This is a genomic window from Streptomyces sp. NPDC002838, from assembly GCF_040295365.1.
Classification (GTDB): domain Bacteria; phylum Actinomycetota; class Actinomycetes; order Streptomycetales; family Streptomycetaceae; genus Streptomyces.
In genome coordinates this window covers 1-23,516 of record NZ_JBEOVF010000019.1, presented here as the reverse complement: position 1 = coordinate 23,516, position 23,516 = coordinate 1, and the positions used below count along the sequence as shown (strand labels likewise).

General features: G+C 71.7%; 22 protein-coding genes and 2 pseudogenes. 17 read left to right on the top strand and 7 right to left on the bottom strand.

Going from position 1 to position 23,516, the window contains the following annotated elements; genetic code table 11:
• The first annotated feature begins 80 nt into the window (after nt 1-80).
• Both ABT063_RS23780 and ABT063_RS23775 read left to right on the top strand, forming a co-directional pair.
• A complete protein-coding gene (locus ABT063_RS23780; RefSeq protein ID WP_351059703.1) occupies nt 81-1,328 on the top strand; it encodes an aminotransferase class I/II-fold pyridoxal phosphate-dependent enzyme in 1,248 nt (415 codons plus the stop codon).
• Complete coding sequence (locus tag ABT063_RS23775; protein ID WP_351059701.1) at nt 1,325-2,380, top strand: MBL fold metallo-hydrolase; 1,056 nt, start codon at nt 1,325-1,327, stop codon at nt 2,378-2,380. The genes ABT063_RS23780 and ABT063_RS23775 overlap by 4 nt, the downstream gene beginning before the upstream one ends.
• Here ABT063_RS23775 and ABT063_RS23770 read toward each other — a convergent pair.
• Nucleotides 2,377-3,009, bottom strand: a complete 633-nt coding sequence (locus ABT063_RS23770; protein ID WP_351059698.1) for a DedA family protein — start codon at nt 3,007-3,009, stop codon at nt 2,377-2,379. The two genes, ABT063_RS23775 and ABT063_RS23770, sit on opposite strands and share 4 nt — an antisense overlap.
• On the bottom strand, nt 3,006-3,779 hold the full coding sequence (locus ABT063_RS23765; protein ID WP_351059695.1) for an MBL fold metallo-hydrolase: 774 nt from the start codon (nt 3,777-3,779) through the stop codon (nt 3,006-3,008). Before ABT063_RS23765 ends, ABT063_RS23770 begins: the two co-directional genes overlap by 4 nt.
• Before the next feature lie 83 nt (nt 3,780-3,862).
• Between ABT063_RS23765 and ABT063_RS23760 the strand changes: the two genes are divergently transcribed.
• From ABT063_RS23760 to ABT063_RS23720, 9 genes are all read left to right on the top strand, one after another.
• Nucleotides 3,863-4,294, top strand: coding sequence for a hypothetical protein (locus ABT063_RS23760; protein WP_351059693.1), 432 nt, complete (start codon nt 3,863-3,865; stop codon nt 4,292-4,294).
• Between the two features lie 109 nt (nt 4,295-4,403).
• On the top strand, nt 4,404-6,482 hold the full coding sequence (locus tag ABT063_RS23755; protein WP_351059690.1) for a phage holin family protein: 2,079 nt from the start codon (nt 4,404-4,406) through the stop codon (nt 6,480-6,482).
• A gap of 292 nt (nt 6,483-6,774) precedes the next feature.
• On the top strand, nt 6,775-7,836 hold the full coding sequence (locus ABT063_RS23750) for an ATP-binding protein (RefSeq protein WP_351059687.1): 1,062 nt from the start codon (nt 6,775-6,777) through the stop codon (nt 7,834-7,836).
• Nucleotides 7,833-9,632, top strand: a complete 1,800-nt coding sequence (locus ABT063_RS23745) for a vWA domain-containing protein (protein WP_351059684.1) — start codon at nt 7,833-7,835, stop codon at nt 9,630-9,632. Before ABT063_RS23750 ends, ABT063_RS23745 begins: the two co-directional genes overlap by 4 nt.
• Nucleotides 9,633-9,696: 64 nt before the next feature.
• A complete protein-coding gene (locus ABT063_RS23740; RefSeq protein WP_095755475.1) occupies nt 9,697-10,125 on the top strand; it encodes an OsmC family protein in 429 nt (142 codons plus the stop codon).
• Between the two features lie 109 nt (nt 10,126-10,234).
• A complete protein-coding gene (locus tag ABT063_RS23735) occupies nt 10,235-11,623 on the top strand; it encodes a hypothetical protein (protein WP_351059680.1) in 1,389 nt (462 codons plus the stop codon).
• Between the two features lie 7 nt (nt 11,624-11,630).
• Nucleotides 11,631-12,389 (top strand): glycerophosphodiester phosphodiesterase family protein, encoded by a 759-nt coding sequence (locus tag ABT063_RS23730; protein WP_351059677.1) that lies wholly within the window; start codon nt 11,631-11,633, stop codon nt 12,387-12,389.
• Nucleotides 12,390-12,515: 126 nt separating this feature from the next.
• Nucleotides 12,516-14,402, top strand: a complete 1,887-nt coding sequence (dnaK, locus tag ABT063_RS23725) for a molecular chaperone DnaK (RefSeq protein ID WP_351059674.1) — start codon at nt 12,516-12,518, stop codon at nt 14,400-14,402.
• A gap of 125 nt (nt 14,403-14,527) precedes the next feature.
• The gene (locus tag ABT063_RS23720) at nt 14,528-14,794 is read left to right on the top strand and encodes a hypothetical protein (RefSeq protein ID WP_351059671.1); all 267 of its coding nucleotides are present in this window, start codon (nt 14,528-14,530) and stop codon (nt 14,792-14,794) included.
• Between the two features lie 85 nt (nt 14,795-14,879).
• Here ABT063_RS23720 and ABT063_RS23715 read toward each other — a convergent pair.
• Together ABT063_RS23715 and ABT063_RS23710 are read right to left on the bottom strand one after the other, a co-directional pair.
• A pseudogene (locus tag ABT063_RS23715) lies at nt 14,880-15,696 on the bottom strand (SAM-dependent methyltransferase).
• Nucleotides 15,697-15,813: 117 nt separating this feature from the next.
• A complete protein-coding gene (locus tag ABT063_RS23710) occupies nt 15,814-16,677 on the bottom strand; it encodes a Sco1979 family transcriptional regulator (RefSeq protein WP_351059668.1) in 864 nt (287 codons plus the stop codon).
• A 326-nt stretch (nt 16,678-17,003) separates the two neighbouring features.
• On the opposite strand from ABT063_RS23710, the gene ABT063_RS23705 reads away from it, so the two are divergent.
• Complete coding sequence (locus tag ABT063_RS23705; protein ID WP_351059665.1) at nt 17,004-17,429, top strand: hypothetical protein; 426 nt, start codon at nt 17,004-17,006, stop codon at nt 17,427-17,429.
• On the opposite strand, the gene ABT063_RS23700 is transcribed toward ABT063_RS23705, so the two are convergent.
• Complete coding sequence (locus ABT063_RS23700; RefSeq protein WP_351059662.1) at nt 17,411-18,241, bottom strand: helix-turn-helix domain-containing protein; 831 nt, start codon at nt 18,239-18,241, stop codon at nt 17,411-17,413. The two genes, ABT063_RS23705 and ABT063_RS23700, sit on opposite strands and share 19 nt — an antisense overlap.
• A 235-nt stretch (nt 18,242-18,476) precedes the next feature.
• Here ABT063_RS23700 and ABT063_RS23695 point away from each other — a divergent pair.
• The 3 genes and pseudogenes from ABT063_RS23695 (at nt 18,477) to ABT063_RS23685 (ending at nt 20,722) form a co-directional block, all read left to right on the top strand.
• A pseudogene (locus ABT063_RS23695) lies at nt 18,477-19,599 on the top strand (ADP-ribosylglycohydrolase family protein).
• A 68-nt stretch (nt 19,600-19,667) separates the two neighbouring features.
• Nucleotides 19,668-19,973, top strand: a complete 306-nt coding sequence (locus ABT063_RS23690) for a 4a-hydroxytetrahydrobiopterin dehydratase (RefSeq protein WP_351059659.1) — start codon at nt 19,668-19,670, stop codon at nt 19,971-19,973.
• A gap of 5 nt (nt 19,974-19,978) precedes the next feature.
• On the top strand, nt 19,979-20,722 hold the full coding sequence (locus ABT063_RS23685; protein WP_351059657.1) for a class I SAM-dependent methyltransferase: 744 nt from the start codon (nt 19,979-19,981) through the stop codon (nt 20,720-20,722).
• Here the strand turns inward: ABT063_RS23685 and ABT063_RS23680 are convergent.
• Together ABT063_RS23680 and ABT063_RS23675 are read right to left on the bottom strand one after the other, a co-directional pair.
• Complete coding sequence (locus ABT063_RS23680) at nt 20,691-21,167, bottom strand: hypothetical protein (protein ID WP_351059654.1); 477 nt, start codon at nt 21,165-21,167, stop codon at nt 20,691-20,693. The genes ABT063_RS23685 and ABT063_RS23680 overlap by 32 nt on opposite strands.
• Nucleotides 21,164-21,664 (bottom strand): hypothetical protein, encoded by a 501-nt coding sequence (locus tag ABT063_RS23675; RefSeq protein WP_351059652.1) that lies wholly within the window; start codon nt 21,662-21,664, stop codon nt 21,164-21,166. Before ABT063_RS23675 ends, ABT063_RS23680 begins: the two co-directional genes overlap by 4 nt.
• A gap of 40 nt (nt 21,665-21,704) precedes the next feature.
• Between ABT063_RS23675 and ABT063_RS23670 the strand changes: the two genes are divergently transcribed.
• On the top strand, nt 21,705-22,661 hold the full coding sequence (locus ABT063_RS23670; RefSeq protein WP_351059649.1) for a helix-turn-helix transcriptional regulator: 957 nt from the start codon (nt 21,705-21,707) through the stop codon (nt 22,659-22,661).
• Nucleotides 22,662-22,704: 43 nt separating this feature from the next.
• The coding region (locus tag ABT063_RS23665; RefSeq protein ID WP_502990873.1) for a rhamnogalacturonan lyase family protein at nt 22,705-23,516 on the top strand (812 nt) is incomplete at its 3' end.

The following is a 23,516-nucleotide window of genomic DNA, read 5'->3' as shown; positions in this document are numbered from 1 at the left end:
GGCACGACCCGCCCCGTACGACCCACGGAGCCGATGGAACAAAACGGCACAAAAAAGAAGCCCCCACGACGGAGGTGCGCATGCGGCGGACGGATCCGGAAGGCCACGGCCCCGTCCGGTTCGGGCCGCCGCTTCCCGAGGACGGGCTGCCCGTGCTGCCCGAGCTGTCGGCCGTGCTCGCCGCGGCTGCGGGCCGCGCCGGCAGCGAGCCGGTCGGCGGCGGGACCGCCCTGCTGGAGGCCGCCTGCGGCTACTGGGACCGACGTGGCCTGCCCGCCGAGCCCGGCCGTGTGGTCGCCGCTCCCGGCGCGCCGTCCCTGCTGCTCGCGCTGACCGCCGCGCTCGGCGGCGACGTCCTGGTGCCGCGGCCCTGCGCGGCCTGGTGGGCGCCGTACGCACGCCTGTTGGGCAGACCCGTCTTCCATGTCGCGACTTCGGCCGAGTGCGGCGGCGTCCCCGATCCGTACGCCCTCCTGGAGACCGTCCGCCGGGTCCGCGCCGAGGGCGGCGACCCGCGGCTGCTCGTGCTGTCCGTCGCCGACGACCCCACCGCCACCGTGGCGCCGCCCGAGCTGATGCACGAGACCCTCGAGGCCGCTGTCGGCGAAGGCCTGCACCTGGTCAGCGACGAGACCTGGCGCGACACCGTGCACGCGCCGCACGACACCGTGCTGCTCAGCCCCGCCGAGATGCTGCCCGACCAGGTCACCGTCGTCACCGACCTGGCCGGCGCTCTGCTGCCGTCCGGCTGGCCGGCCGCGGTCGCCCGCTTCCCCGCGGGCGAGGCCGGCGACGACCTCCACGCGCGCGTGCTCGACGTGCTCACCGCGCTCGGCGCCCGCGTGGCCGCCCCGGTCGCCGCCGCGGCCGGGTACGCGCTGACGGAACCCGAGCCGCTCACCGCGCGCCGCGACGCCGCCGTACGCCTGCACGCGCGCGTGGCCGCCGCCGCGCACTCCACGGTCGTCACGGCGGGCGCCCTGGCCCGGCCTCCGCAGGCCGGCCGCCACCTCTACGTCGATCTCGCCCCCTTGCGTTCCGCGTTCACCGCGCGGGGCGTCGGCGACGCCCAGGACCTGGAGGACTTCCTCGCCGCCCGGCTGGGCATGCCCGCGCCGGGCGGCCACCGTTTCGGCGACGACCTGGAAGCGCTGCGCGTGCGGCTGTCCACGGGCCCGCTCCTCGGCGGTACGGACGAGGAGCGCGCGGAATGCCTCAGGTCGCCCTCGCCTTTGGAACTGCCACACGCGCAACGCGCGTTGACCCTTCTGGGATCTGTCTTCGACGATCTCCGCGACGACGCTCAGCGATGGGAGCCTCCTCGATGACGCAGCAGTCCGAGTCGACCACGAGCACGCCCACCCAGGAGCCCGGCGATCAGGCGGCCCTGTCACCGTTCGAGCCCACCGTCCCGCCCCTCGCACCCCCGAGGCCGCTCGGCGAGAGCCGGGCATGGCCGCGCAGCTTCCACGACCGCCTCACCGCCCCGCTGCCCGGCCTGAAGGCCATGGCCCGGTTCGCCCGCGAAGGCTCCGTCCGGCCGGGCCGCGAGGGCCTCGCCGACGTTCCCCGGCTGCCCTACGCCCCTGGCCGGCTGCCCCGCGTGGACGCGCGCACCGTCGCCGTCTCCTGGGCTGGGCATGCCAGTTGGGTGGTCAGAATCGGCGGGCTGACCGTCCTCACCGACCCGGTCTGGTCCCGCCGTATCCTCGGCACCCCGGCCCGCATCACCCCGGTCGGCATCCCCTGGAGCGCCCTGCCGCCCGTCGACGCCGTCGTCATCAGCCACAACCACTACGACCATCTGGACGCCCCCACGCTGCGCCGGCTGCCGCGCGACACCCAGGTGTTCGTGCCGGCCGGCCTCGGCCGCTGGTTCCGCCGCCGCCGGTTCACGAACGTCACGGAGCTGGACTGGTGGGAGGCGGCCCAACTGGACGGCGTCCGCTTCGACTTCGTCCCCGCCCACCACTGGTCCAAGCGCACCCTCATCGACACCTGCCGCACCCTGTGGGGAGGCTGGGTGCTCACCGCCCCCGACGGACAGCGGGTCTACTTCGCGGGCGACACGGGATACGGCCACTGGTTCGACCACATCGGCAGGCGCTACCCCGGCATCGACCTCGCCCTGCTGCCCATCGGCGCATACGACCCGCGCTGGTGGCTCAGCGACGTGCACTGCGACCCGGAGGAGGCGGTGCGCGCCGCGCAGGACCTCGGTGCGCGCCGCATGGCACCCATGCACTGGGCGACCTTCGTGCTGTCGGCCGAACCCGTCCTCGAACCCCTCACCCGGGCCCTGGCCGCCTGGGAGAAGGCCGGCCTGCCCAGAGAGGACCTGTGGGACCTGCCGGTGGGCGGCTCGCGCGTGCTGACCTAGGCAGCCGTCGTGTTCGCCCTCCGCATCCGCCGCCACAGGCCGGGGGTCGCGCTGATCAGCAGGGTCAGCGCGACCGCCGCGACCACACCCTCCCAGGGCTCATCGAACAGCGAACCGCCGAGGATCCCGATCAACTGGTACGTCACCGCCCAGGCCAGGCAGGCCGGCAGATTGCCACGGGCGAAGCGGCGCATCGGCCACTTCGCCATCAGGCAGGCCAGCATCACCGGGATCCGGCCGGCCGGCACCAGCCGGGACAGCACGAGCACCGCCACCCCGTGGTCGGCGAGCTTCTCCTGGGCGCGCGTGAGGCGGTCCTCGGGGGCGCGCGCGCGGATCGCCTCCAGCCAGCGCGAGCCGTTCTTCGAACCCATCCCGCGCCGCCCCAGCCAGTACAGCGCGATGTCCCCGAGGAACGCCGCCGCCGAGGCCGTCACGAACACCAGCCCCAGCGCGAACGGCGCCGTCTGGTGGAAGGCCACCACGGCCGCCGAACTCACCAGCGCCCCCGTCGGCACCACGGGTACCAGCGCGCCGATCAGCACCAGCAGGAACAGCGTCGGATAGCCGATCGCCTGCTGGGTGGTCTCGGGCGGCACGGTCGCCGGGGCGGCGGCAAGCCAGCTCACCGGGCGACCTCCAGCCGCACGCTCTCCCCGTGCCCGAGCCGGTGCACGGCCACCCGCGGCGCGTGCTCGGCCGCCAGGCGCACGAACTCGTCGCCCGGTGCGTGGAACTCGTGCGGGCGCACGGCGTCCATCCCGATCGGCCAGTACGTGCCGTAGTGCACCGGCACCGCACTGCGCGGCGCCAGGCGGGCCAGCGCCTGGGCCGCCCGCCCCGCGTCCAGGTGCCCCTCGCCGAGGTACGGCCCCCAGCCGCCCACCGGCAGCAGCGTCACGTCGACCGGCCCGACCTCCGTCGCCATGTCGTCGAACAGGCCGGTGTCCCCGGCGAAGTAGGTGCGGGCCTCGCCCTGGACGACGTAGCCGAGGGCGGGGGAGCGGTGCGGGCCCAGCGGCAGCCGCCGGCCGTCGTGCCGGGCGGGCACGGCCCGTATCAGCAGGTCGCCCACCCTGATCTCGTCCCCGGGAGCCACCTCGCTCACCCGCAGATGAGTGAGCCGGCGCAGCCCCGGTACGGCCCGTGGTGCGCCCCGGGGCACGAGCAGGCGCGTGCCCGGTTCCAGTCGCGCCAGCGACGGCACGTGCAGATGGTCGGCGTGCAGGTGGGAGACCAGTGCCACGTCCGCGCGCCGGGCGCCGGGCGGCGGCAGCGCGCCGCGGCGGCGCCGCAGATGAGCGAGCCGACGCGCGAACAAGGGGTCGGTGAGCACACGTATGTTCGAGTCCTCGACCGTGCAGGTGGCGTGACCCCACCAGGTGATCTCCACCGGCACCTCTTCGCCTCCTTCGCGCGACTCCCCGAAGCCTACGGGCAGGAGTAGGGTCGGCGGCGAAACCCGGAGGTGAGGGGGACTCCATGGGAGAGGCGCGCGGTGCCCACGGCACGTCCTCGCCGCTGCGTGTCACGGCGATCGCCAGTCTGACGCCGCTGGAGGAACTGGACGACGACCCCTTCCTGGTGGACTCGCGCAGCCAGCACGCCATGTGCGCCCGCTGGGCCGCCGAGCGGGGCTACGTCGTCACCCGCGAACTCCTCGTGCGCGGACTGCGTTACGACCACTGCGTCCTGTGGGAGGGCGTCAGACCCGGCCGCGATCTGTTCGTCGCGCCCAGCCTGCGCGTCCTGAGCAGCGCGCTGTCGTCGGTCGAGGAGTTCACCGCCGAGTGCGCGCGGCGCGGGGTGCGCGTGGAGACGGTCGGCCGGGCGGAACCGTCGTACGACGCCCAGATGAAGGCCTGTGTGCACCGCAGGCTGTCGATGCCGACGGCCGGCTACGACGGGCGGTAGCGGGCCGGAGTGGGGCGGGGCGTCGAGGCGTCGGCGCTGTCGGTGCCGTATGACAGTCTTGGCTGAAGGCCCGCACCGACGACGGGCCCGGACGTGAGGTGTACGGGGCGTGCGTGGAGGGCGTTGGCGGCGGGTCGCCAGTCAGATCGGGCGGAGCGTCGCGGTGTGGGCCGTCTCCACCCTCACGATGCTCGTGCTGGCCGGCATCCTGCCGGACTTCCGGCTCCAGTCCGCCGACGGCGACAGCGCCACCCGGATCGCCGCCACCGCGGCCCTCGGCGCCGGCGCCTTCGGTCTGCTGTCGGCCCTCGTGTGGCCCTTCCTCGTACGGCTCCTGCTGCTGGTGCCCGCCCTCGTCCTCGGCCTGCTGGTCTTCTTCCTCAACGGCTCGCTGCTGATCCTCGCCCTGCGCATCGTCCCCTCCGGCGACAGCGAGGCCGCCCCCGAGACGGCCGTCATCGTCGCCGCCGTCATGTCCGCGGTCGCCTCCGCCACCGGAGCAGCCCTGGCCGTCCGCGACGACGACGCCTACCGGCGCCGCCTGTACCGCCTCGCCGACCGCCGTCGCAGAACCGGACCGGCCTGCCCGCCCAGCCCCGGCACCGTCTTCATGCAACTCGACGGCGTCGGCCACGACGTACTGCTCGACGCGGTCGGCCAGGGCCTGATGCCCACCGTCGCCCGCTGGCTCGACGGCGGCGACGGACGCCGGCCCACCCACCGGCTCACCCCGTGGCGCACCGACTGGTCCAGCCAGACCGGCGCCAGCCAGCTCGGCATCCTGCACGGCAGCAACCACGACATCCCCGCCTTCCGCTGGTACGAGAAGGACCGCCGCGAGGTCATGGTCTGCAACCGCCCCACCAGCGCCGCCGAACTCCAGCGCCGCGCCGTGGCCGTCACCGGCGACGGCGGGCTGCTCACCGCCGACGGCGCCAGCCGCGGCAACCTCTTCTCCGGCGGCGCCGACGAACAGGCCCTCGTGCTGTCCATCGCCGCCCGCCGCCGCAGCCGCGAGAACCGCTCCAGGTCCGGCTACTTCGCCTACTTCTCCGACCCGGCCAACGCCGTGCGCACCGCCCTGTCCTTCGTCGCCGACGCCGGCCGCGAGATAGGCCAGTCCACCCGGACCCGCGTCCACAAGGTCCGCCCCCGGGTCTCCCGCGGCGGCCTCTACCCCTTCATCCGGGCCTTCGCCACCGTCGTCGAACGGGACGTCGTCGTCGCCGCGGTCATGGGCGACATGCTCGCCGGCCGCACCGCGGTCTACGCCGACCTCGTGGCGTACGACGAAGTGGCGCACCACTCCGGGCCTTTCAGCCGCGACGCCGAGAAGGTCCTCGAACGCCTCGACCGTTCGCTCGCGCTGATCGAGAACGTCGCCGAGCACGCCCCACGCCCGTACCGCATCGTCGTGCTGTCCGACCACGGCCAGAGCCCCGGCGAGACCTTCCGCACCCGCTACGGCCTCACCCTCGGCGACCTGGTCCGGGCCGGCTGCGGGCTGCCCGTGCCACGCAAGGCCGAGCGCACCCACAGCGGCGCCGAGGCCCGCGCGGCCGTCCGCGCCGCGTTGCGCCGGCCCGTCGAGGAGGGCGGCGAGCAGCACCGGCCCTCGAGCCGCCGCTCGGAGCCGATCGTGCTGGCCTCCGGCAACCTCGGCCTGGTCTCCTTCCCGGACGTCCCGCACCGCATGAGCAAGGAGGAGATCGACGCCCGCCACCCCGCCCTGCTGACGACCCTCGCCAACCACCCCGGCATCGGCTTCCTGCTCGTGCGCAGCGAGGAGCACGGCGGGGTCGTCCTCGGACCGTTCGGCACGGAGATCCCGCTGGACGAACTCGACGACAACCCCGGCCCGCTCGCCGACTTCGGGCCCGGCGCCGCCGACGTCGTCCGCCGCACGCACTCCTTCCCGCACACCGCCGACATCATGGTCAACTCCTGGTACGACCCCGCCGAGGGCGAGGTCCTCGCATTCGAGGAGCAGATCGGCTCGCACGGCGGCCTCGGCGGCGCCCAGACCAAGCCGTTCCTGCTGTCGCCGCTCGCCTTCTCCGCACCCGTCGAGGACGGCGAGGAACTCGCCGGCGCCGAGCACATACACCGGGTGCTGCGCCGCTGGCTGCGCGAGTCGGACGGCCCTCAGGTTCCGCTGGCGGCGCGCCAGGAGCGACGCGCCGCCTGAACCCACGCCCTCCGCCGCTCCTTCCGTACCCCCATGAACGAACGGAGCGGTAGCACGGAGGACCGTGGCTCACCGTGTCACCGCAGGGTGGGTTTGCCCAGGGCACATTCCGGTCAGGCGGTCACGCCACGGACGTAGCGTCCTGTCTCATCCGTGAGCGGCTTCCGTGGGTCCGACGCCGGCGGCGGGCCCGCGGAAAATCGGCTGCGCCCGTCGACCGCCGCGCCCAGACTGTTCGTATCGGACCGCGCGCACCGGCGCGCCCTTGTCGAACACCCCCAGGAGCCACTGCGTGCAGGCAGCCGTCACCGTCACGCCCTCCCGCATCCCCGAACTGCTGCTCGGCCTCGCCACCGTGCGGCCGGTCTTCGTCTGGGGCGCCCCCGGCATCGGCAAGTCCTCCCTGGTACGGGAGTTCGCCGCCTCGCTCGGGCTGGAGTGCGTGAGCCTGCTGGGCACCCAGCTCGCCCCCGAGGACCTCATCGGCGTGCCCCAGATCCGCGACGGACGCTCCGTGTTCTGCCCGCCGGAGACGATCGCCCGGGACGAGCCGTACTGCCTGTTCCTGGACGAGCTGAACGCGGCCACGCCGGACGTGCAGAAGGCGTTCTACTCACTGATCCTGGACCGCCGTATCGGAAACTACGAGCTGCCGAAGGGCTCGATCGTCATCGGCGCCGGAAACCGGGCGACGGACAACGCGCTCGCCCGGCCCATCGCCTCCGCGCTGGTCAACCGCCTCACCCACGTGCACCTGGAGGCCTCCGCGAAGGACTGGCTGACCTGGGCGGCGAACAACGGCATCCACCCCTGGATCCTGGACCACCTCACCGACCGGCCCGACCACCTGTGGTCCAAGCCGCCGAAGACCGAGGAGCCGTTCTCCACGCCCCGCTCCTGGCACATGCTCTCCGACGCCCTGCGCTCCTTCGGCCAGGGCCTCGACGAGGAGACCCTGAAGGTCCTCGCGCACGGCACGCTGACGCCCCCGCACGCGACCGCGTTCTGCGGCTACGTCAAGATCGTCCGCAGCCAGTACGGCATCGAGGCGATCCTCAAGGGCGACGCCCGCTGGCCGGGCCGCATCCAGGACCGCGACCTGCTCTACTACCTCGCCGAGTCCTTCCGCGGCCGCCTGATCAAGGAACTGCCCGCGAGCAAGGACCACATGTCGGCGAACGGCCGTCAGACCGCGTACCGCGCCAAGTCGCTGCTCGTGCAGCTCGCCGAGATCTCCGTGGAGGTCGCCCAGAGCGTCATCGCCTCCGACGCCGACGGCAATCCGGTGCTGCCCGCCTGGTTCCTGGTGGAGGCGGCGCGGGACATGCCGCGGCTGGTGGAGGCGCGCCGATGAGCCGTACCCGCACGAAGGGGCAGAAGAAGCGGGACCTGGCAGGCGCGGCCTTCGAAGCGGGGCTGGCGCTGGTGCACGCCAACCCGGCCCTGCGTTCCATGGGGTTGACCAACTGCCGCGACGAGAAGTGCGACCTGGCGCCCCGCGACGGCCTCGTCCGCGTCGACTCCGGGGGCGAGGTGCACGCACACCCCGACCGGCTCGCCGACCCCGGAGCCTGGGCCTGGGCCATCGCCCACGCCGCCCTCCACGTCGGCTTCGGACACGTCCCGGCGGCCACGGGAGTGCGCGAGCAGCCCGACCGCTTCGACCTCGCCGCCCGCTGCGTCGTCGTCAACCGCTTCCTGCTCACCTTCCCCATCGGCCTGACCCCCGAGCATCTGCCCACCACCTACCCGGACGGCGACGAGGAGCAGCTCGCCGCCCGCTGGCGCCGCGACGGGCTGCCCGCGGCGTACGAGCGCTGCGGTACGGCCGGAGGGGAGCCCGACCAGCTGCTCCTGACCTGGCCGAAATGGGCCGGACAACCCCCGGACTGGCAGCTGGCGTTCGCGCGTGCCCTCACCGGCACGGTGTCCGCCGCGATGGACATGGCGGGCGGTCGCCGGGACTCCCTGGACGACGACCCGATCCGCAAACGGCCGTGGGAACGGGCGCTGAGCTGGTTCATCTCCTCCTACCCCCTGCTCGGCGGCATCGCGGCGGGCATGAAAGTCGTCGCCGACCCCGAACTCAACCGCGCCCACGGCATCGACATCGCCGCGGTGAACACGGCGGCCGGCGAGATCTACCTCAACCCCCTCCGCGACTTCGAGGACGAGGAGTGGCGGTTCATCCTGGCCCACGAGATGTTGCACGCCGCCCTGCGCCACGGCGACCGCTGCGGCACCCGCGACCCGTACCTGTTCAACATCGCCGCCGACTACGTCATCAACGGCTGGCTGTGCGAGATGCAGGTCGGCACCATGCCCGACGGACTGCTGTACGACCCGGAGCTGAAGGGCCTGTCCGCCGAGGAGGTCTACGACCGCATCGCCGGCGACCTGCGCCGCAAGCGCCGCCTGTCCACCCCGCGCGGCAAGGGTGTCGGTGACATCCTCGGCGGTCCGCTCGGCGCGCCCCGCGACTACGTCGACCTCGACGAGTTCTACCGCCGGGGCCTCGCCCGGGGTCTCGACCTGCACCAGCAGCAGGATCGTGGTTTCCTGCCCGGCGGTCTGATCGAGGAGATCCGCGCCCTCAGCCACCCGCCCCTGCCCTGGGACGCCCGACTCGCCCGCTGGTTCGACGAGTTCGTGCCCCGCCCCGAGCCCGTACGGACCTATGCCCGCCCCTCGCGCCGCCAGTCCTCCACGCCCGACATCCCCCGCGCCGGACGCTATTACCCACCCGAGGAGATCGCCCGCTGCACTTTTGGCGTCGTCCTCGACACCTCCGGCTCCATGAACCGGGTCCTGCTCGGCAAGGCACTCGGCGCCATCGCGTCCTACGCCGAGGCCCGTGACGTACCGGCCGCTCGGGTCGTCTTCTGCGACGCGGCCCCGCACGACGCCGGATATCTGCCGGTCACGGAGATCGCCGGCCGGGTCCGGGTGCACGGCCGCGGCGGCACCGTCCTCCAGCCCGGCATCGACCTGCTGCACCGGGCGGACGACTTCCCGCCCGGTGCGCCGATCCTGGTGATCACCGACGGCTGGTGCGACGTACTGCGGGTGCGGCGCGAACACGCCTACCTGATTCCCCAAGGTGCTCACCTGCCGTTCACCGCACGGGGGCCGGTCTTCCGGGTGAGTTGAGCCGGAGTGTGATCGGATGGGGTCCGTAACCCGGAAAAACGGGGATCACACGAAAGGAATGACCGTGGCTACCACGCGCTCCGCACACACCGTTTGGGAAGGCAACCTCCTCGAGGGCAACGGTGTCGTCACCTTCGACTCCTCCGGCGCCATCGACGAGCAGCCGGTGACGTGGGCTGCCCGCAGCCAGGAGCCGAGCGGCAAGACCAGCCCCGAGGAACTGATCGCGGCCGCCCACTCCAGCTGCTTCTCCATGGCGTTCTCGCATGCCCTGGCCGGCGCCGGCACCCCGCCCACCAAGCTCGTCGCCTCCGCCGACGTCACCTTCCAGCCCGGGGAGGGCATCACCGGCATCCACCTCACCGTGGAGGGCACGGTCCCCGGCCTCGACGAGGACGGCTTCGTTGCCGCCGCCGAGGAGGCCAAGGTCAACTGCCCGGTCAGCCAGGCCCTGAAGGCCGTACCGATCACGCTGTCGGCGAAGCTCGCCTGACCCTCTCAGGACAAGACGCCGCGCAGGCCGCCCCGATCGGGTGGCCTGCGCGACGTCGGTTCAGGGCCGTGGGGCAGGGTAGGAACAGGACGGTGTCGGAAGGACTTCGATGGTGACGGGAACGGCCGGTGGCGCGACGGTGCTTGACTCCGCCACTCGTGAACTCACCCGCGTACTGCTGCTGTTCAGTCTCGACGGGCGGCTGCGCCCGGAGGGCTCCCCGCTCGGCGGTCTCGTCGACCGGCTCGACTTCGGCCGCTTCGAGCCGCACCTGAGGTCCAGCGAAGCGGTGCTCCCCGTGCCGGTCCTGGCCGAGCGCCTGACACCTCGGGAGATCGGGCTCCCGCGCGGCGACCACGGTCTCGCCCTCACCTCGGCCGAGGTGAGGGTCCTCGCCACCCCGCGCGGCGACGTCACACTCCTCGTGGACTGCTCCTTCGCCGCGGAGACCGCACCCGGCGCCCTCGCCTCCTGGCTGGCGGACACCTGCTTCGACCGCAGGCGGATCACGTTGCGCGGCCGCCCGCTGCTGGACGTGCTCAACGAACGGCTCGCCCGGCCGACGCCTCTCGCCTTCGGCCAGAACGTGCACCAACTCGTCTTCCCCGGCGGACAGTTGCTGCGCGACCTGCTGAGCACCGGCGTCGATGACGCGGCCCGCAGGCCCGCCCTGCTGAACGAGATCGTCTACCGCGGCCGGATGCCGGTCAGCGACAGCCCGGACCTCGACGACGTCATGCCGCCCAACCTCAGGAACCACGGCGTCACCCTCTCCGCCCACGGCCGCGGTGTCTCCGTCCAGGCCGGCTGGGCCCCGCACGTGGAGAACGGCCTCGCCCTGGTCGCCGTCGGCATGATCTCCGCCCTCGCCGTCCTGCAGCGCACCCGACTGGCCGCCTTCGAGACGATGCGGGCCAACGAACGGGCCATGACGGACTCCCCGTACGAGGTCCGCTCCCTCATCTCCCGGCTCTCCTCGGGCGTGAACGAACTCCAGCTCGACCTGGCCTTCGGCGTCGAGGCCTACGTGGACAGCCTGCTGATCCCGGAGATGCTCATGGAGCGTTTCCAGTCCTCGCTCCGCGACGCCCTCGGTATCCGCGACAGCCTGGAGAACTCCGCCCGCATGGTCGAGCGGCTGACCTCCGTCATCAACGCCCGCTCCGCCGCCCTGGACGCCGAGCTCGCCGAACGCGACGACCGCCGCGACCGCACCGTCTCCGCCCTCGTCGCCGCCGCCACCCTGATCGCCCTGCCGCCCACCCTGCTGCTGACGTTCTTCGGGATCAACGGCACGAACGTCCACGCCGACCGGTCCATCCTCGACCTGCGGGAGTACGGCACGGCGTACGCGCTGGCCTGGCTTCCCTTCGTGGTCCTCGTCGTGATCGGATACGTCCTGCTCAGGCGGGTCAGCACACGCTCCGGCACCCTCCTGTCGCAGCCCGACGGCCGCCCCCTTCCGGTGCCCGCGCCCCGATCCCCCTCCGGGAGGTGACCCGACGATGCCGCGACGACCCGCCGTCTCCGCCCACCGGGGAGGATCCGAACGAGCCGGCTCCGCCACCTGGGAGGCGTACGAGGACGCCATCCTGTCCGGCGCGGAGTACGTCGAGTTCGACATCCGGCGCACCGCCGACGGCGTCCTCGTCGTCTACCACGACCCCCGGGTGGCGCACACCGGCCCGCCGTTGTCCCGGATCACCCACGCCGAACTGAACGAGCGCGCCGGATACGCCGTGCCCGTCGTCGACGAGGTCATGGCCCTGATCGCCGGGAAGCTCGTGGGGCACTTGGACCTGAAGGAAGTGGGCTACGAGCGCGACGTGATCGACCGGGCGATCGTCCTGCTCGGCGCGGACGGTTTCGTGGCCACGACCCTGGAGGACCGTTCCGTCGCCGCGATCACCCAGGCGTACCCCGCCGTACGCACCGCCCTGTCCCTGGGCCGCGACCGCAAGGAGATCGGCTCGGCACGCCTGGCGGGCACCCGGCTGAGCGAGCTGCTGCCCATGCGGCGGGTGCGTGCCTGCGGTGCCAGCGGGGTCGCCGTGCACCAGCGGCTGGCCCGCGCGGGAGTGCTGCGCGAGGCCGCCCGGCACGGACTGTTCACCATGGTGTGGACGGTCAACGACGACATCCCGATGCAGGTGTTCCTCGCCGACCCCCGGGTGGACGTGCTGATCACCGACCGCCCCCGGCGGGCCGTCGCCCTGCGGGGCGGGCGGCACGACGAGCGCCCACTGGGGTACCCGTCCCCTTGACGAGAGTCGGTCAGTGAGAAAGAGCCACCCGCTGGCAACCCTCTTGACAACGGGCCACTCAAGTTTTGGGCTGGAGTGCGTGAGGCTTCCTGGCGGAGGAATCCCTGGCGGAAGAAGGGGTCAGCGATGGGACGTGCGGTCGGAATCGATCTGGGGACGACGAACTCGGTGGTGGCCGTCCTGGAGGGCGGCGAGCCCACCGTCGTCGCGAACGCGGAGGGGGCCAGGACCACACCGTCGGTCGTGGCCTTCGCCAAGAACGGCGAGGTGCTCGTCGGTGAGGTCGCCAAACGGCAGGCCGTGACGAACATCGAGCGCACCGCCCGCTCCGTGAAGCGGCACATGGGTGACGGGAACTGGCGTTTCCCCGATCAGGGCACGATCGACGGCACCCGCTACCGGGCGCAGGAGCTGTCCGCGCGCGTGCTGCAGAAGCTGAAGCGGGACGCGGAGTCCTACCTCGGCGAGGACGTCACGGACGCCGTGGTCACCGTCCCCGCCTACTTCGACGACGCCCAGCGGCAGGCGACGAAGGAGGCCGGGGAGATCGCCGGCCTGAAGGTCCTCAGGATCATCAACGAGCCGACCGCCGCCGCCCTCGCCTACGGCCTCGACCGGGGAGAGGAGCAGACCGTCCTCGTCTTCGACCTCGGCGGCGGCACCTTCGACGTGTCGCTGCTGGAGATCGGTGACGGCGTCATCGAGGTCAAGGCCACCAACGGCGACACCCACCTCGGCGGCGACGACTGGGACCAGCGGATCGTCGAGCATCTGATCAAGAAGTTCAAGGGCCAGTACGGCATCGATCTCGGCAACGACAAGATGGCCGTGCAGCGGCTGCGCGAGGGCGCCGAGAAGGCCAAGATCGAGCTGTCCAGCTCGTCGGAGACGACGATCAACCTTCCCTACATCACCGCCTCCGCCGAGGGTCCCCTCCACCTCGACGAGAAGCTGACCCGCGCCCAGTTCCAGGAGCTCACCGCCGACCTCCTCGACCGCTGCAAGACCCCCTTCCACCAGGCGGTCAAGGACGCCGGCATCAAGCTCTCCGTGATCGACCACGTCATCCTCGTCGGCGGTTCCACCCGGATGCCCGCCGTCACCGACCTGGTCAAGGAACTCACCGGCAAGGACCCGCACAAGGGCGTCAACCCCGACGAGGTCGTGGCCGTCGGCGCGGCCCTCCAGGCGGGCGTCATCCGCGGCGACGTCAAGGACGTCCTCCTGCTCGACGTCACCCCGCTGTCCCTGGGCATCGAGACCAAGGGCGGCATCATGACCAAGCTCATCGAACGCAACACCACGATCCCCACCCGCCGTTCGGAGATCTTCAGCACCGCCGCCGACAACCAGCCCTCGGTCGGCATCCAGGTCTACCAGGGTGAACGCGAGATCGCCGCCTACAACAAGAAGCTCGGCGTCTTCGACCTCACCGGCCTGCCGCCCGCGCCCCGGGGAGTGCCGCAGATCGAGGTGGCCTTCGACATCGACGCGAACGGCATCATGCACGTCTCCGCGAAGGATCTGGCGACGGGGCGCGAGCAGAAGATGACCGTGACCGGCGGCTCCGCCCTCCCCAAGGAGGACATCGACCGCATGATGCGGGAGGCCGAGCAGTACGCCGAGGAGGACCGCAAACGCCGGGAAGCGGCCGAGACCCGCAACCAGGCCGAGCAACTCGTCTACCAGACCGAGAAGTTCCTCCGCGACAACGACGACAAGATCCCGGCCGACACCAGGACGGAAGTGGAGTCGGCGGCCACGGAACTGAAGCAGCTGCTGGACCAGAAGGCCGAGACGGCCGCCCTGCGCACGGGCGTCGAGAAACTCGCCACCGTCAGCCAGAAGATGGGCCAGGCGATGTACGCCTCCGCGTCCGCCTCCGGCGGTGCGACCGACGCACAGGGCACGTCCGGCCATGCCTCCGACCAGCAGAGCGCGCCGGACGAGGAGGGCGTGGTGGACGCGGAGATCGTCGACGACGAGAAGGATTCGAAGGGCGGGGCCGCCTGAAATCTACCTCTTCGTCCCCATTCATGCCGTTTGGGTGAAGGTGGGAGGATTCGGTATGTACGGGCCTCTGGTGAGGCTAAACCTGCTGGAGTCAGCGGAATTGACCTCACCAGAGGGAGTACGACATGGGTAGCAACAGGACGACGTGGCTTGCACGCGCGGCGGCTCTCGCGGCGGGAGCGCTCCTGGCGGGCGCGGCGGCGCAGGGGACCGCGTACGCGTCGGACGGCAATGTGGACCCGAACACTGCCGCTGCGGCCCCAGCCGGACAGCAGGAGGGTGACAGCGCAGACGGATTCCAGGACGGCAGCACGGACGGCCAGGACGGGAGCAGCGCGGAAGGCTTCAACGGCACCGGCGCCGCCACGCAAAGCTTCCAGCAGGGCGGCTGAGGTTCCAGCAGGGCGGCGTTGACGGCGCTTGGCGCCGGCACCTGTACGGGTCGTATGTACGGGTCGTACGTACGACCCGTACAGGTCAGGGCTTGCGGGCGATCCCCGCGTACACGGGCACGATGCCCTCCGCCTGCGCCGCCACGTCCTCGGGCTCGGGCCGCCACCCGGAGACCGGGATCACGCCCGGCCCGAGGAGCTCCAGGCCGTCGAAGAAGCGCGAGAACTCGGCGAGCGAACGGGGAAAGAACGGGGTGCCGCTCCGCCGGAACCGGTCGGCGGCCTTCTCAATGGCCTCGGGGCTCAGATCGGGGGTGACCTGCGACAGGATCACGTAACTGCCGGCGGCGAGCTCGGAGACGTAGCGCTTGAGCAGGCCGTACGCGTCGTCGCCGTCCGGCTCGTCGCTCAGGTAGTGGGTGAGCGCGACCAGGGACAGGGCCACGGGCCGCGTGAAGTCCAGGGTCTCGGAGGCCAGACGCAGGATCGTGTCGGGGTCGCGGACGTCGGCGTGCACATAGGTCGTGGACCCTTCGGCGCTGCTGTGCAGCAGCGCCTCGGCATGCCGGAGGACGATCGGGTCGTTGTCCGCGTACACGATCTTCGACTCCGGGGCGATACCCTGCGCGACCTGGTGGAGGTTGGGTTCGGTGGGAATGCCCGTACCGATGTCCAGGAACTGGCGTAATCCGGCCTCGGCGGCGGCGCGCACGGCCCGGTGCATGAAGCGCCGGTTGGCGCGCGCCCCGCGTACCACCGTGTCGTCCAGGGCGAGGATCCTACGGGCCGGCGCCTCGTCCACCGGATAGTTGTCCTTGCCGCCCAGCCACCGGTCGTACACCCGGGCCGGATGCGGTCGGCGGGTGTCGATGGCGGGGGGGTGCGGCTTCGGATCCGGTCATACGGGGTCTTCTCCTCGGTCTGGAAGGGCTCGACACATGTGCCGGAAGTGCATGCGTGAGAGATGCATGTGTCAGAAGTACCTGCGTGGAAGGTGCGTGTGTTGAGGAGGACGTGCGTCAGAAGCCCGCGCGGCGCTCCCGGAGCAGTTCCTTGGTGCGCTCGGCCGACGCGGCGCGCGCCGACATGTGGTCCAGGACCTCCAGATGCGCGGCGACCTCCTTGCGGGAGTCGAGGTAGAGGGCACCGGTCAGGTACTCCGTGAAGACCAGGTCGGGCAGCTCCGGCTCCGCGAACCGGAACAGCGAGAACGGCGCGTACGTCCCCGGGTGCGGGCCCTCCGAGAACTCGGCGACCTGGAGCGTGATGCGGTCCCGCTCGGCGAACTCCAGGAGCTTGTCCAACTGGTCGCGCATGACCGCGCCTTCGATGCTCACCGGACGCCGCAGCACCGTCTCGTCCATGATCACCCACAGGTGGGGCGGGTCCGCACGCTCCAACAGCTGCTGCCGGGCCATGCGCAAGGACACATGCCGCTCGATCGCCTCCGGGCCTGTCTGCCCGACCGTCCCCGCCTCCATGACGGCACGCGCGTACGCCTCGGTCTGCAGCAGCCCGGGCACGAAGTGCGGCTCGTACGACCGGATGATCCGGGCGGCACCCTCCAGACTCACGTACAGGCTGAACCAGTCCGGCAGCACGTCGTGGAACCGCTGCCACCAGCCCGGCTGGTTCGCCTCCTCGGCCAGCGCGACGAACGCGGCCGTCTCGTCCGCGCCGACACCGTACGTCTCCAGCAGCACCTGCACATACGGAATCTTCAGCGCGACCTCGGCCATCTCCATCCGCCGTACGGTCGCCGGGGCCACCCGCAGCACCTGCGCGGCCTCCTCGCGTTTGAGGCCGGCCGCCTCCCGCAGTTCCTGCAGGCGCTTACCGAGCACTACCTGACCCACGGTGGGCGCAGGACGCCGCTCACTCACGCCACGCCTCCCCTACGCGTCGAAGCTTGCGTGCAGTGTGTCATGTTCCGCTCCGAGTCTCACTGGTCTCACACCGGTCTTGGGGGAGCGGTGGTGGTCATTACCTCGGAGGTAATCGACGGTGGCGGCGGAGGGGCGAAATGGTGGTGGCACCGGGTTCCGGGCCGGCGCACTCCGGCCCGGGATCCGGCATCCGGCATCCGGGATCCGGCATCCGGGATCCGGCATCCGAGATCCGGCATCCGGCATCCTGGATCCGCCTGGCATACGAGATGCAGGATTCGGGATCGGCGCCGTTAATCCGACTCGACGGAGGATGATTTGTCATGTCCGCGACCCAGCTCGCCACGCTCGCCCGGACCTCCGACCCGCACACCATGCTGCGGCGCTTCCTCGCCCTGGACGCGGTGGTGACCGGGGCGAACGGCCTCGCCTACCTCGCCGCCTCCGGTCCGCTCGGCCGCTTCCTCGGGGCCGAATCCGGGCTGCTGCTCGCCCTCGGCGCGTTCCTCGCGGTGTACTCGGCGGCCGTCGGCCTGCTCGCCGCCCGCCCCCGGCCGGCCGCGCTGCCGGTACGGGCCGTGGTCGAGGCCAACCTCGCCTGGTCGGCGCTCAGTTTCGTCGCCCTCGCGCTGTGGCTGTCACCGACCACCGCGGGCGCCGTGTGGACGGTGCTGCAGGCGCTCACCGTCACCGGGTTCGCCCTGCTGCAGTACGTGGCCCTGAAGGCCCGTCAGGGAAGCAGTGAATGAAGGTACTTGACCGTCGCGGGGTCAGCCGGGAGCAGCGTCTCGATGGCCAGCTCGGCGACGGTCACGTCCATGGGCGTGTTGAAGGTGGAGATGGACGAGATGAAGGACAGCGTCCGGCCCTCGTGCTCGATCCGCATCGGCAGCGCGAAGTAGGGGACGGACTGCGCCGGTTGGCCGTCGTCTTCCGCCCCGGGGACCGGGTACGCCGTCACTTCCTCGTACAGTGCCCGCAGCGGCTCGGAGCGGCGCAGGGCGATCTGCCGTTCCATCTGGGCGAGCAGATGCCCGCGCCACTCACGGAGGTTGCGGATGCGCGGCGCGAGGCCCTCCGGGTGGAGAGTCAGCCGCATCGCGTTCAGCGGGGGCGCGAGCAGTGACTCCGGGATGCCGTCGAGCAGCATCTGGATGCCCTGGTTGACCGCGATGACGTTGTACATCGCGTCGACCACGAGCGCCGGGTAGGGCTCGTAGCCCTGGATCAGACGCTCCATGCCCTCGCGCAGGGCGTCCAGCGCCGGGTCGTCCAGCGGGGTCTCCGGGTAGCGGGGTGCGTAACCGGCGGCCAGCAGCAGCGCGTTGCGCTCACGGACCGGGACGTCGAGGTGCTCGGCCAGCCGCAGCACCATCTCCTCGCTAGGCCGGGAACGGCCCGTCTCGATGAAGCTGACGTGCCGGGCCGAGGAGTCCGCACGCAGCGCCAACTCCAGCTGACTGACCCGACGTTGCTCCCGCCAGGCTCGCAGCAGCGGGCCGACACCCTTGTCGGCGGGGGTGGTGGCGGGTACGGCGGAACCGGACGCGACAATGGTCATACGGATGACCGTAGTCGAGGAACGGGCGACTGTGTCTGGTGGACGGACGACGGACGCGAGGGCGGGCGACTGTATCCCAGCGGCGGGTGACCGTATACACGGAAGGGGCGGCCATATCCGAGCGGCGGGTGACCGTATGCAAGGAACGGGTGACCGTATCCGAGTGGCGGGTGACCGTATCCACGGAGCGGACGACCGTATCCGAAGAACGAGCGACTGAAGTCGAGGAGCCTGCATGATCCTGCCGTCGAAGCCGACCTTGGAGACCGCGGCGGTGTACCGCGCCAGAGTGCGCGGCTGCCTCCTGGGCGGGGCGATCGGTGACGCTCTCGGCTACCCCATCGAGTTCTCCTCCCTGGACCGCATCCGCGCGACCCACGGCGAGCGCGGTGACCGGGTTCGTGCCCGGCGGCGGGGGCGTGGTGGGCCGGATCAGCGACGACACGCAGATGACCCTGTTCACCGTCGAGGCCCTCATTCAGGCCCACGCACGGGAACGGGAGGAGGGCGTCGGCGGCGGCTGGGCCCTGCTGCTGCGCTGGGCGTACGAGCGGTGGCTGGAGACCCAGACGAAGCCGGGCCCGGAGCAGGCCGCACCGCCGGAGAGCGGCGCCCCGTCCGGCGGCTTGATCACCGAGGCCTGGCTGTACTCCCGCCGTGCCCCGGGCAACGCCTGCCTCTCCGGGGTGGCCTAGATGTATGCCCCCGACCCGTGGCTGGAACTCGATGGCAAGCCGGGGCAGGTCAACCCCGACTCCAAGGGCTGCGGCACGGTGATGCGCTCGGCTCCCTTCGGCCTGTGCAACCCCGCCGACGTGGCTTTCGCCATGGCCGCCCGTGGCGCCCAGATCACCCACGGCCACCCCACCGGTTACTACGCGGCGGGCGCGCTGGCCGCGATCGTGGCGAACGTGGTGGCCGGGGACTCCCTGGAGGGCTCGGTGCTGCGCGCGCTGCGGGTGCTGGAGCGCCACCCCGGCCACGAGGAGACCTCGAACGCGCTGCGCCGTGCCGTCGATCTGGCCGCGGCGGGATCGCCGACGGCGGAGAGGGTCGAGTCCCTCGGCGCCGGCTGGGTCGCCGAGGAGGCCCTCGCCATCGGCGTCTACTGCGCGCTCGCCGAGCCCGGCGCCAAGGAGGCCCTGCTGCTGTCCGTCAACCACTCCGGCGACAGCGACTCCACCGGCTCCATCTGCGGCAACCTGCTCGGCGCTCTGCACGGCGACGTCGGTCTGCCGCACGAGTGGGTCGAGCGGGTCGAGGGCCGTGACCGGATCGCCGCGCTCGCCGACGACCTGGCGGCCTGGGGTTCCCGCCTCTGGGGGGTGTCCGCGGCTGACTCCCGGGAACCCGCCTGACCAGGCCCGAAGCAGCACGTCTGTGGCAGGCTGAAGAGGTACCCCGGCATCCAGGAAGGAGCGAGGTCATGCCCGTCGAACCGCTGTCGCAGAAGGAGATCGAGGACCGGCTCGCGGAGTCGCCCGGCTGGTCGCTCGACGGTGACCGCCTGACCCGCTCCTACCGGCTCGGCAGCCACTTCGCCGCCACGGCGATGGTCGTCCACATCGCCCAGGTCCAGGAGGAGCTCGACCACCACTCCGACCTCACCCTCGGCTACAACACCGTGTCCCTGACCGTGAACACGCACAGCGCGGGCGGGGCCGTGACCGAGCTGGACTTCGAGCTCGCCCGCAGGGTCGAGGACCTGGCACCGGGCCACGGAGCGAACTGACGCACGTGCTCGACTACGACAAGGAAGCCGACGCCTACGACGCCACCCGCGGTGGCGAGCCCAGAGCCGCCGCGGCCGCGGACGCCGTGCTCGGACTGATCCCGGCCGGCGCCCGCCGACTCCTCGACGTCGCCTGCGGCACCGGCATCGTGACCCGGCGGCTCGCGGCGGCCCGGCCCGCCCTGCGGGTGACGGGCGCGGACCTGACGTCCGGGATGGCCCGGATGGCGGCCGTACGGCTGCCCGGTGCGATCGTCCTCGCGGACAGCCGTCGGCTGCCGTTCCCCGACCAGGCGTTCGACGCCGTGACCAGCGTGTGGCTGCTGCACCTGCTCGACACCGGCGACGACACCCGGGTCGTCATAGCCGAGTGCGCCCGGGTGCTGCGGCCCGGCGGCGTGTACGTCACCACCGTCGACAAGGCCGCCGCGCACGACGTCGGCAGCGACGTCGACGCCGTACTCGCCCCGCGCCCGCGCCGGCCCGCCCAGGACGCCGCCGAGGCTGTCACGTCGTACGCCGCCGCGCAGGGACTGGCCCCGGCCGGGCAGGCCCGTTTTCCCGGTCGCGGTCAGGGCCGCAGCCCTCGCAGCACGATCGCGGACCTGCGGCGCGGCTGGTTCACCCGGCTGCCGCCAGGCGATCCGCTCGCCGAACGGTTCGCCGCGCGGCTGGAGACCCTACCCGACCAGGACCGGCCGCGCGCCGACCCCGTATTTACGGTGCTGGCGTTCCGGAAGGCCGGCTGAAGTCCATGACCCAGTTGGTCACCCAGGTGTCCCCGCCGTCCACCGAGAAGGCCTGTTCCCAACGAGCAGTGGTGTCGGAGATCCCCGACCACACGAACCGCACCCGCACGTCCTTCCCGTCGTGCGTGTCATCGCCGTAGAACTCGCCGCGGTCGCCGTCGAAGCGGCCGACGACCGGCGGGAACAGCTTTCCGGTGCGGCTGGAGGACCAGTTCAGCGACCACCGTTCGGTCTCCCGGTCGAAGAGGCGCAGGGTCAGCCCCTTCCACCCCTGGCTCGGCACGTCCAGCTCGTCGACGTTCGCGGCCCCGTCGAACAGGCTCCAGCAGCGGTCTGTCGCCTCGAACTCCTCCCACCCGCTGTCCGGGTCGAGGAAGTCGGTGCGGCGGCGGTGGTGGACCTCCCACTCGCCGTGGAAGAAGTCGAAGTCGTGCGGGCTGCTCATGAGCGGTCTCCAGTCGTTCCCTCGGACAGACAGTCGGTCAAGTAGGCCCGCAGATCGGGGACTTCGGGTGCCAGGAGGTGCCGTATCCAGGCGTCCCGCTCGTGCAGGATCGGCGGCAGTTCCCAGACACAGCCGATCCATGGCAGGTCGGGCGTGATGAAGTGCGTGGGGTCGTTGTCCGGGCAGCCGAGGACCGGCTGGCCCGCCGCGGCGCCCTTGAAGTGCAGGACGTTGTCCCACACCCAGCTGTACGCATTGAGGTACGCGCCGTCGTCACCGCCCCGGTGCAGTACGACGAAGGTGGCGGGCGGTGTGCCGTCCGGCTCCGGCAGCAGCTCCGGGAGGATCTCGTACGCCGCCTTTTCCACCTCGGGCGCGATGCCCGCCGGGTCCGCGGTGACGTGGTAGCGCTTGATGTGCCGCCCCGCCACCTCGATCGGCGGCGGCACGGTCAGCAGTTTCTCGCTGAATCTCTTGCTGAAGGCCATGGATGTCATGGGCGGGACGCTAGAACCGCTTCACTGCCATCATGTGTCAGTGAAGTCCAGCCGACTGGTGTCCATCCTCCTGCTGCTCCAGACCCGCGGCCGGATGACCGCCGCCCAGCTCGCCGAGGAACTGGAGGTCTCCGTCCGCACGGTCTACCGCGACATGGAGGCGCTCGGCGCCGCAGGCGTCCCGCTGTACGGCGACGCGGGCCACGCCGGCGGATACCGTCTCCTGGACGGCTACCGCACGCGCCTGACCGGCCTGACCGTGGGTGAGGCGGAGGCCCTCTTCCTCGCCGGGGTTCCCGGCCCCGCCTCCGATCTCGGCCTCGGCTCCGTCCTGGCCGCTGCCCAGCTCAAGGTCCGAGCCGCCCTGCCCCCACAGCTGCGCGCCCACGCCGACCGGATCAGCGGCCGCTTTCACCTCGACGCCCCTGGCTGGTACGCGGACGCGGACGAGACGCCGTACCTGTCGGCGGTCGCTGACGCGGTATGGAACAACAGAATCCTGCATATCGTATACCGTCGTTGGCGTACACCTACCGACGTGGAGCGCCGCCTGGAGCCCTACGGACTGGTCCTCAAGGCGGGCCGCTGGTACGTCGTCGCGGCGCCGGGCCCGCGGACCTTCCGCGTCGACCAGATCCTCGAACTCACCACCTCCGACGAGGAGTTCACCCGCCCCGACGACTTCGACCTGGCCGCGTACTGGACGGCGTACCAGCGCGACTTCCACGACCGGCTGTACCAGGGCGAGGCGGTGGTGCGTCTGGCGCCGGGCGTGACGCTCACCAGGCCGACGAAGGTCGACGGACAGACGGACGACGACGGCTGGACCCTGGCCACCGTCCCCATCGAGTCCGTCGACCACGCCCACGCCGAGTTCCTGTGTCTGGGCACCGACATCGAGGTGCTCGCCCCACCCGAGCTGCGCGCCAAACTCGCCCGGACGGTCGCCGAATTGGCCGAGAGATACGGCAACCCCCAGGCGCACGGCGGCGACTGAGGAGGAACGGAATCAGCCCGTCCTCCCAGGAGGTCCCCCCCCCGTGCAGAACCCGCACCCGCACAAGCGCAAGCACCGCAGACGCCGAGTCGTCCTCGCGGCGGCCACCGCCGCCGCGGCCCTTGTCGGCGCCGGACTCACCACCCTCGTCACCGACAGCGCCGAGGCCGCCACCGCCCGCCAGGTCGAGAAGCTCGACCGAGGTGTGGCCAGCGTGCATACCGACAGCGGCAATCTGATCAGCTGGCGCTGGCTGGGCACCGACGCGAACGACGTCTCCTTCAACGTCTACCGGGCCGGCACGAAGGTCAACTCCACGCCCATCACCGGCTCCACGAACTACTTCCACTCCGGCGCCCCCGCCCACGCCGACTACACCGTCCGCGCCATCGTCGGCGGCGTGGAGCAGGCCGACTCCGTCCACGCGGTCCAACTCCGCACCGGCTACAAGGACGTGCCCATCAGCGCGCCCGCCGGCGGCACCACCCCCGACGGCGTCGCCTACACCTACGAGGCCAACGACGCCTCCGTCGCCGACCTCGACGGCGACGGACAACTGGACTTCGTGCTGAAGTGGTATCCCACCAACGCCAAGGACAACTCGCAGTCCGGCTACACCGGCAACACGATCATCGACGGAGTCAAGCTCGACGGCACCCGCCTGTGGCGCATCGACCTGGGCCGCAACATCCGTTCCGGCGCCCACTACACGCAGTTCCAGGCGTACGACTACGACGGCGACGGCAAGGCCGAGATCGCCATGAAGACCGCCGACGGCACCAGGGACGGCACGGGCGCGGTGATCGGCAGCTCGTCGGCCGACCACCGCAACTCCAGCGGCTACGTCCTGTCCGG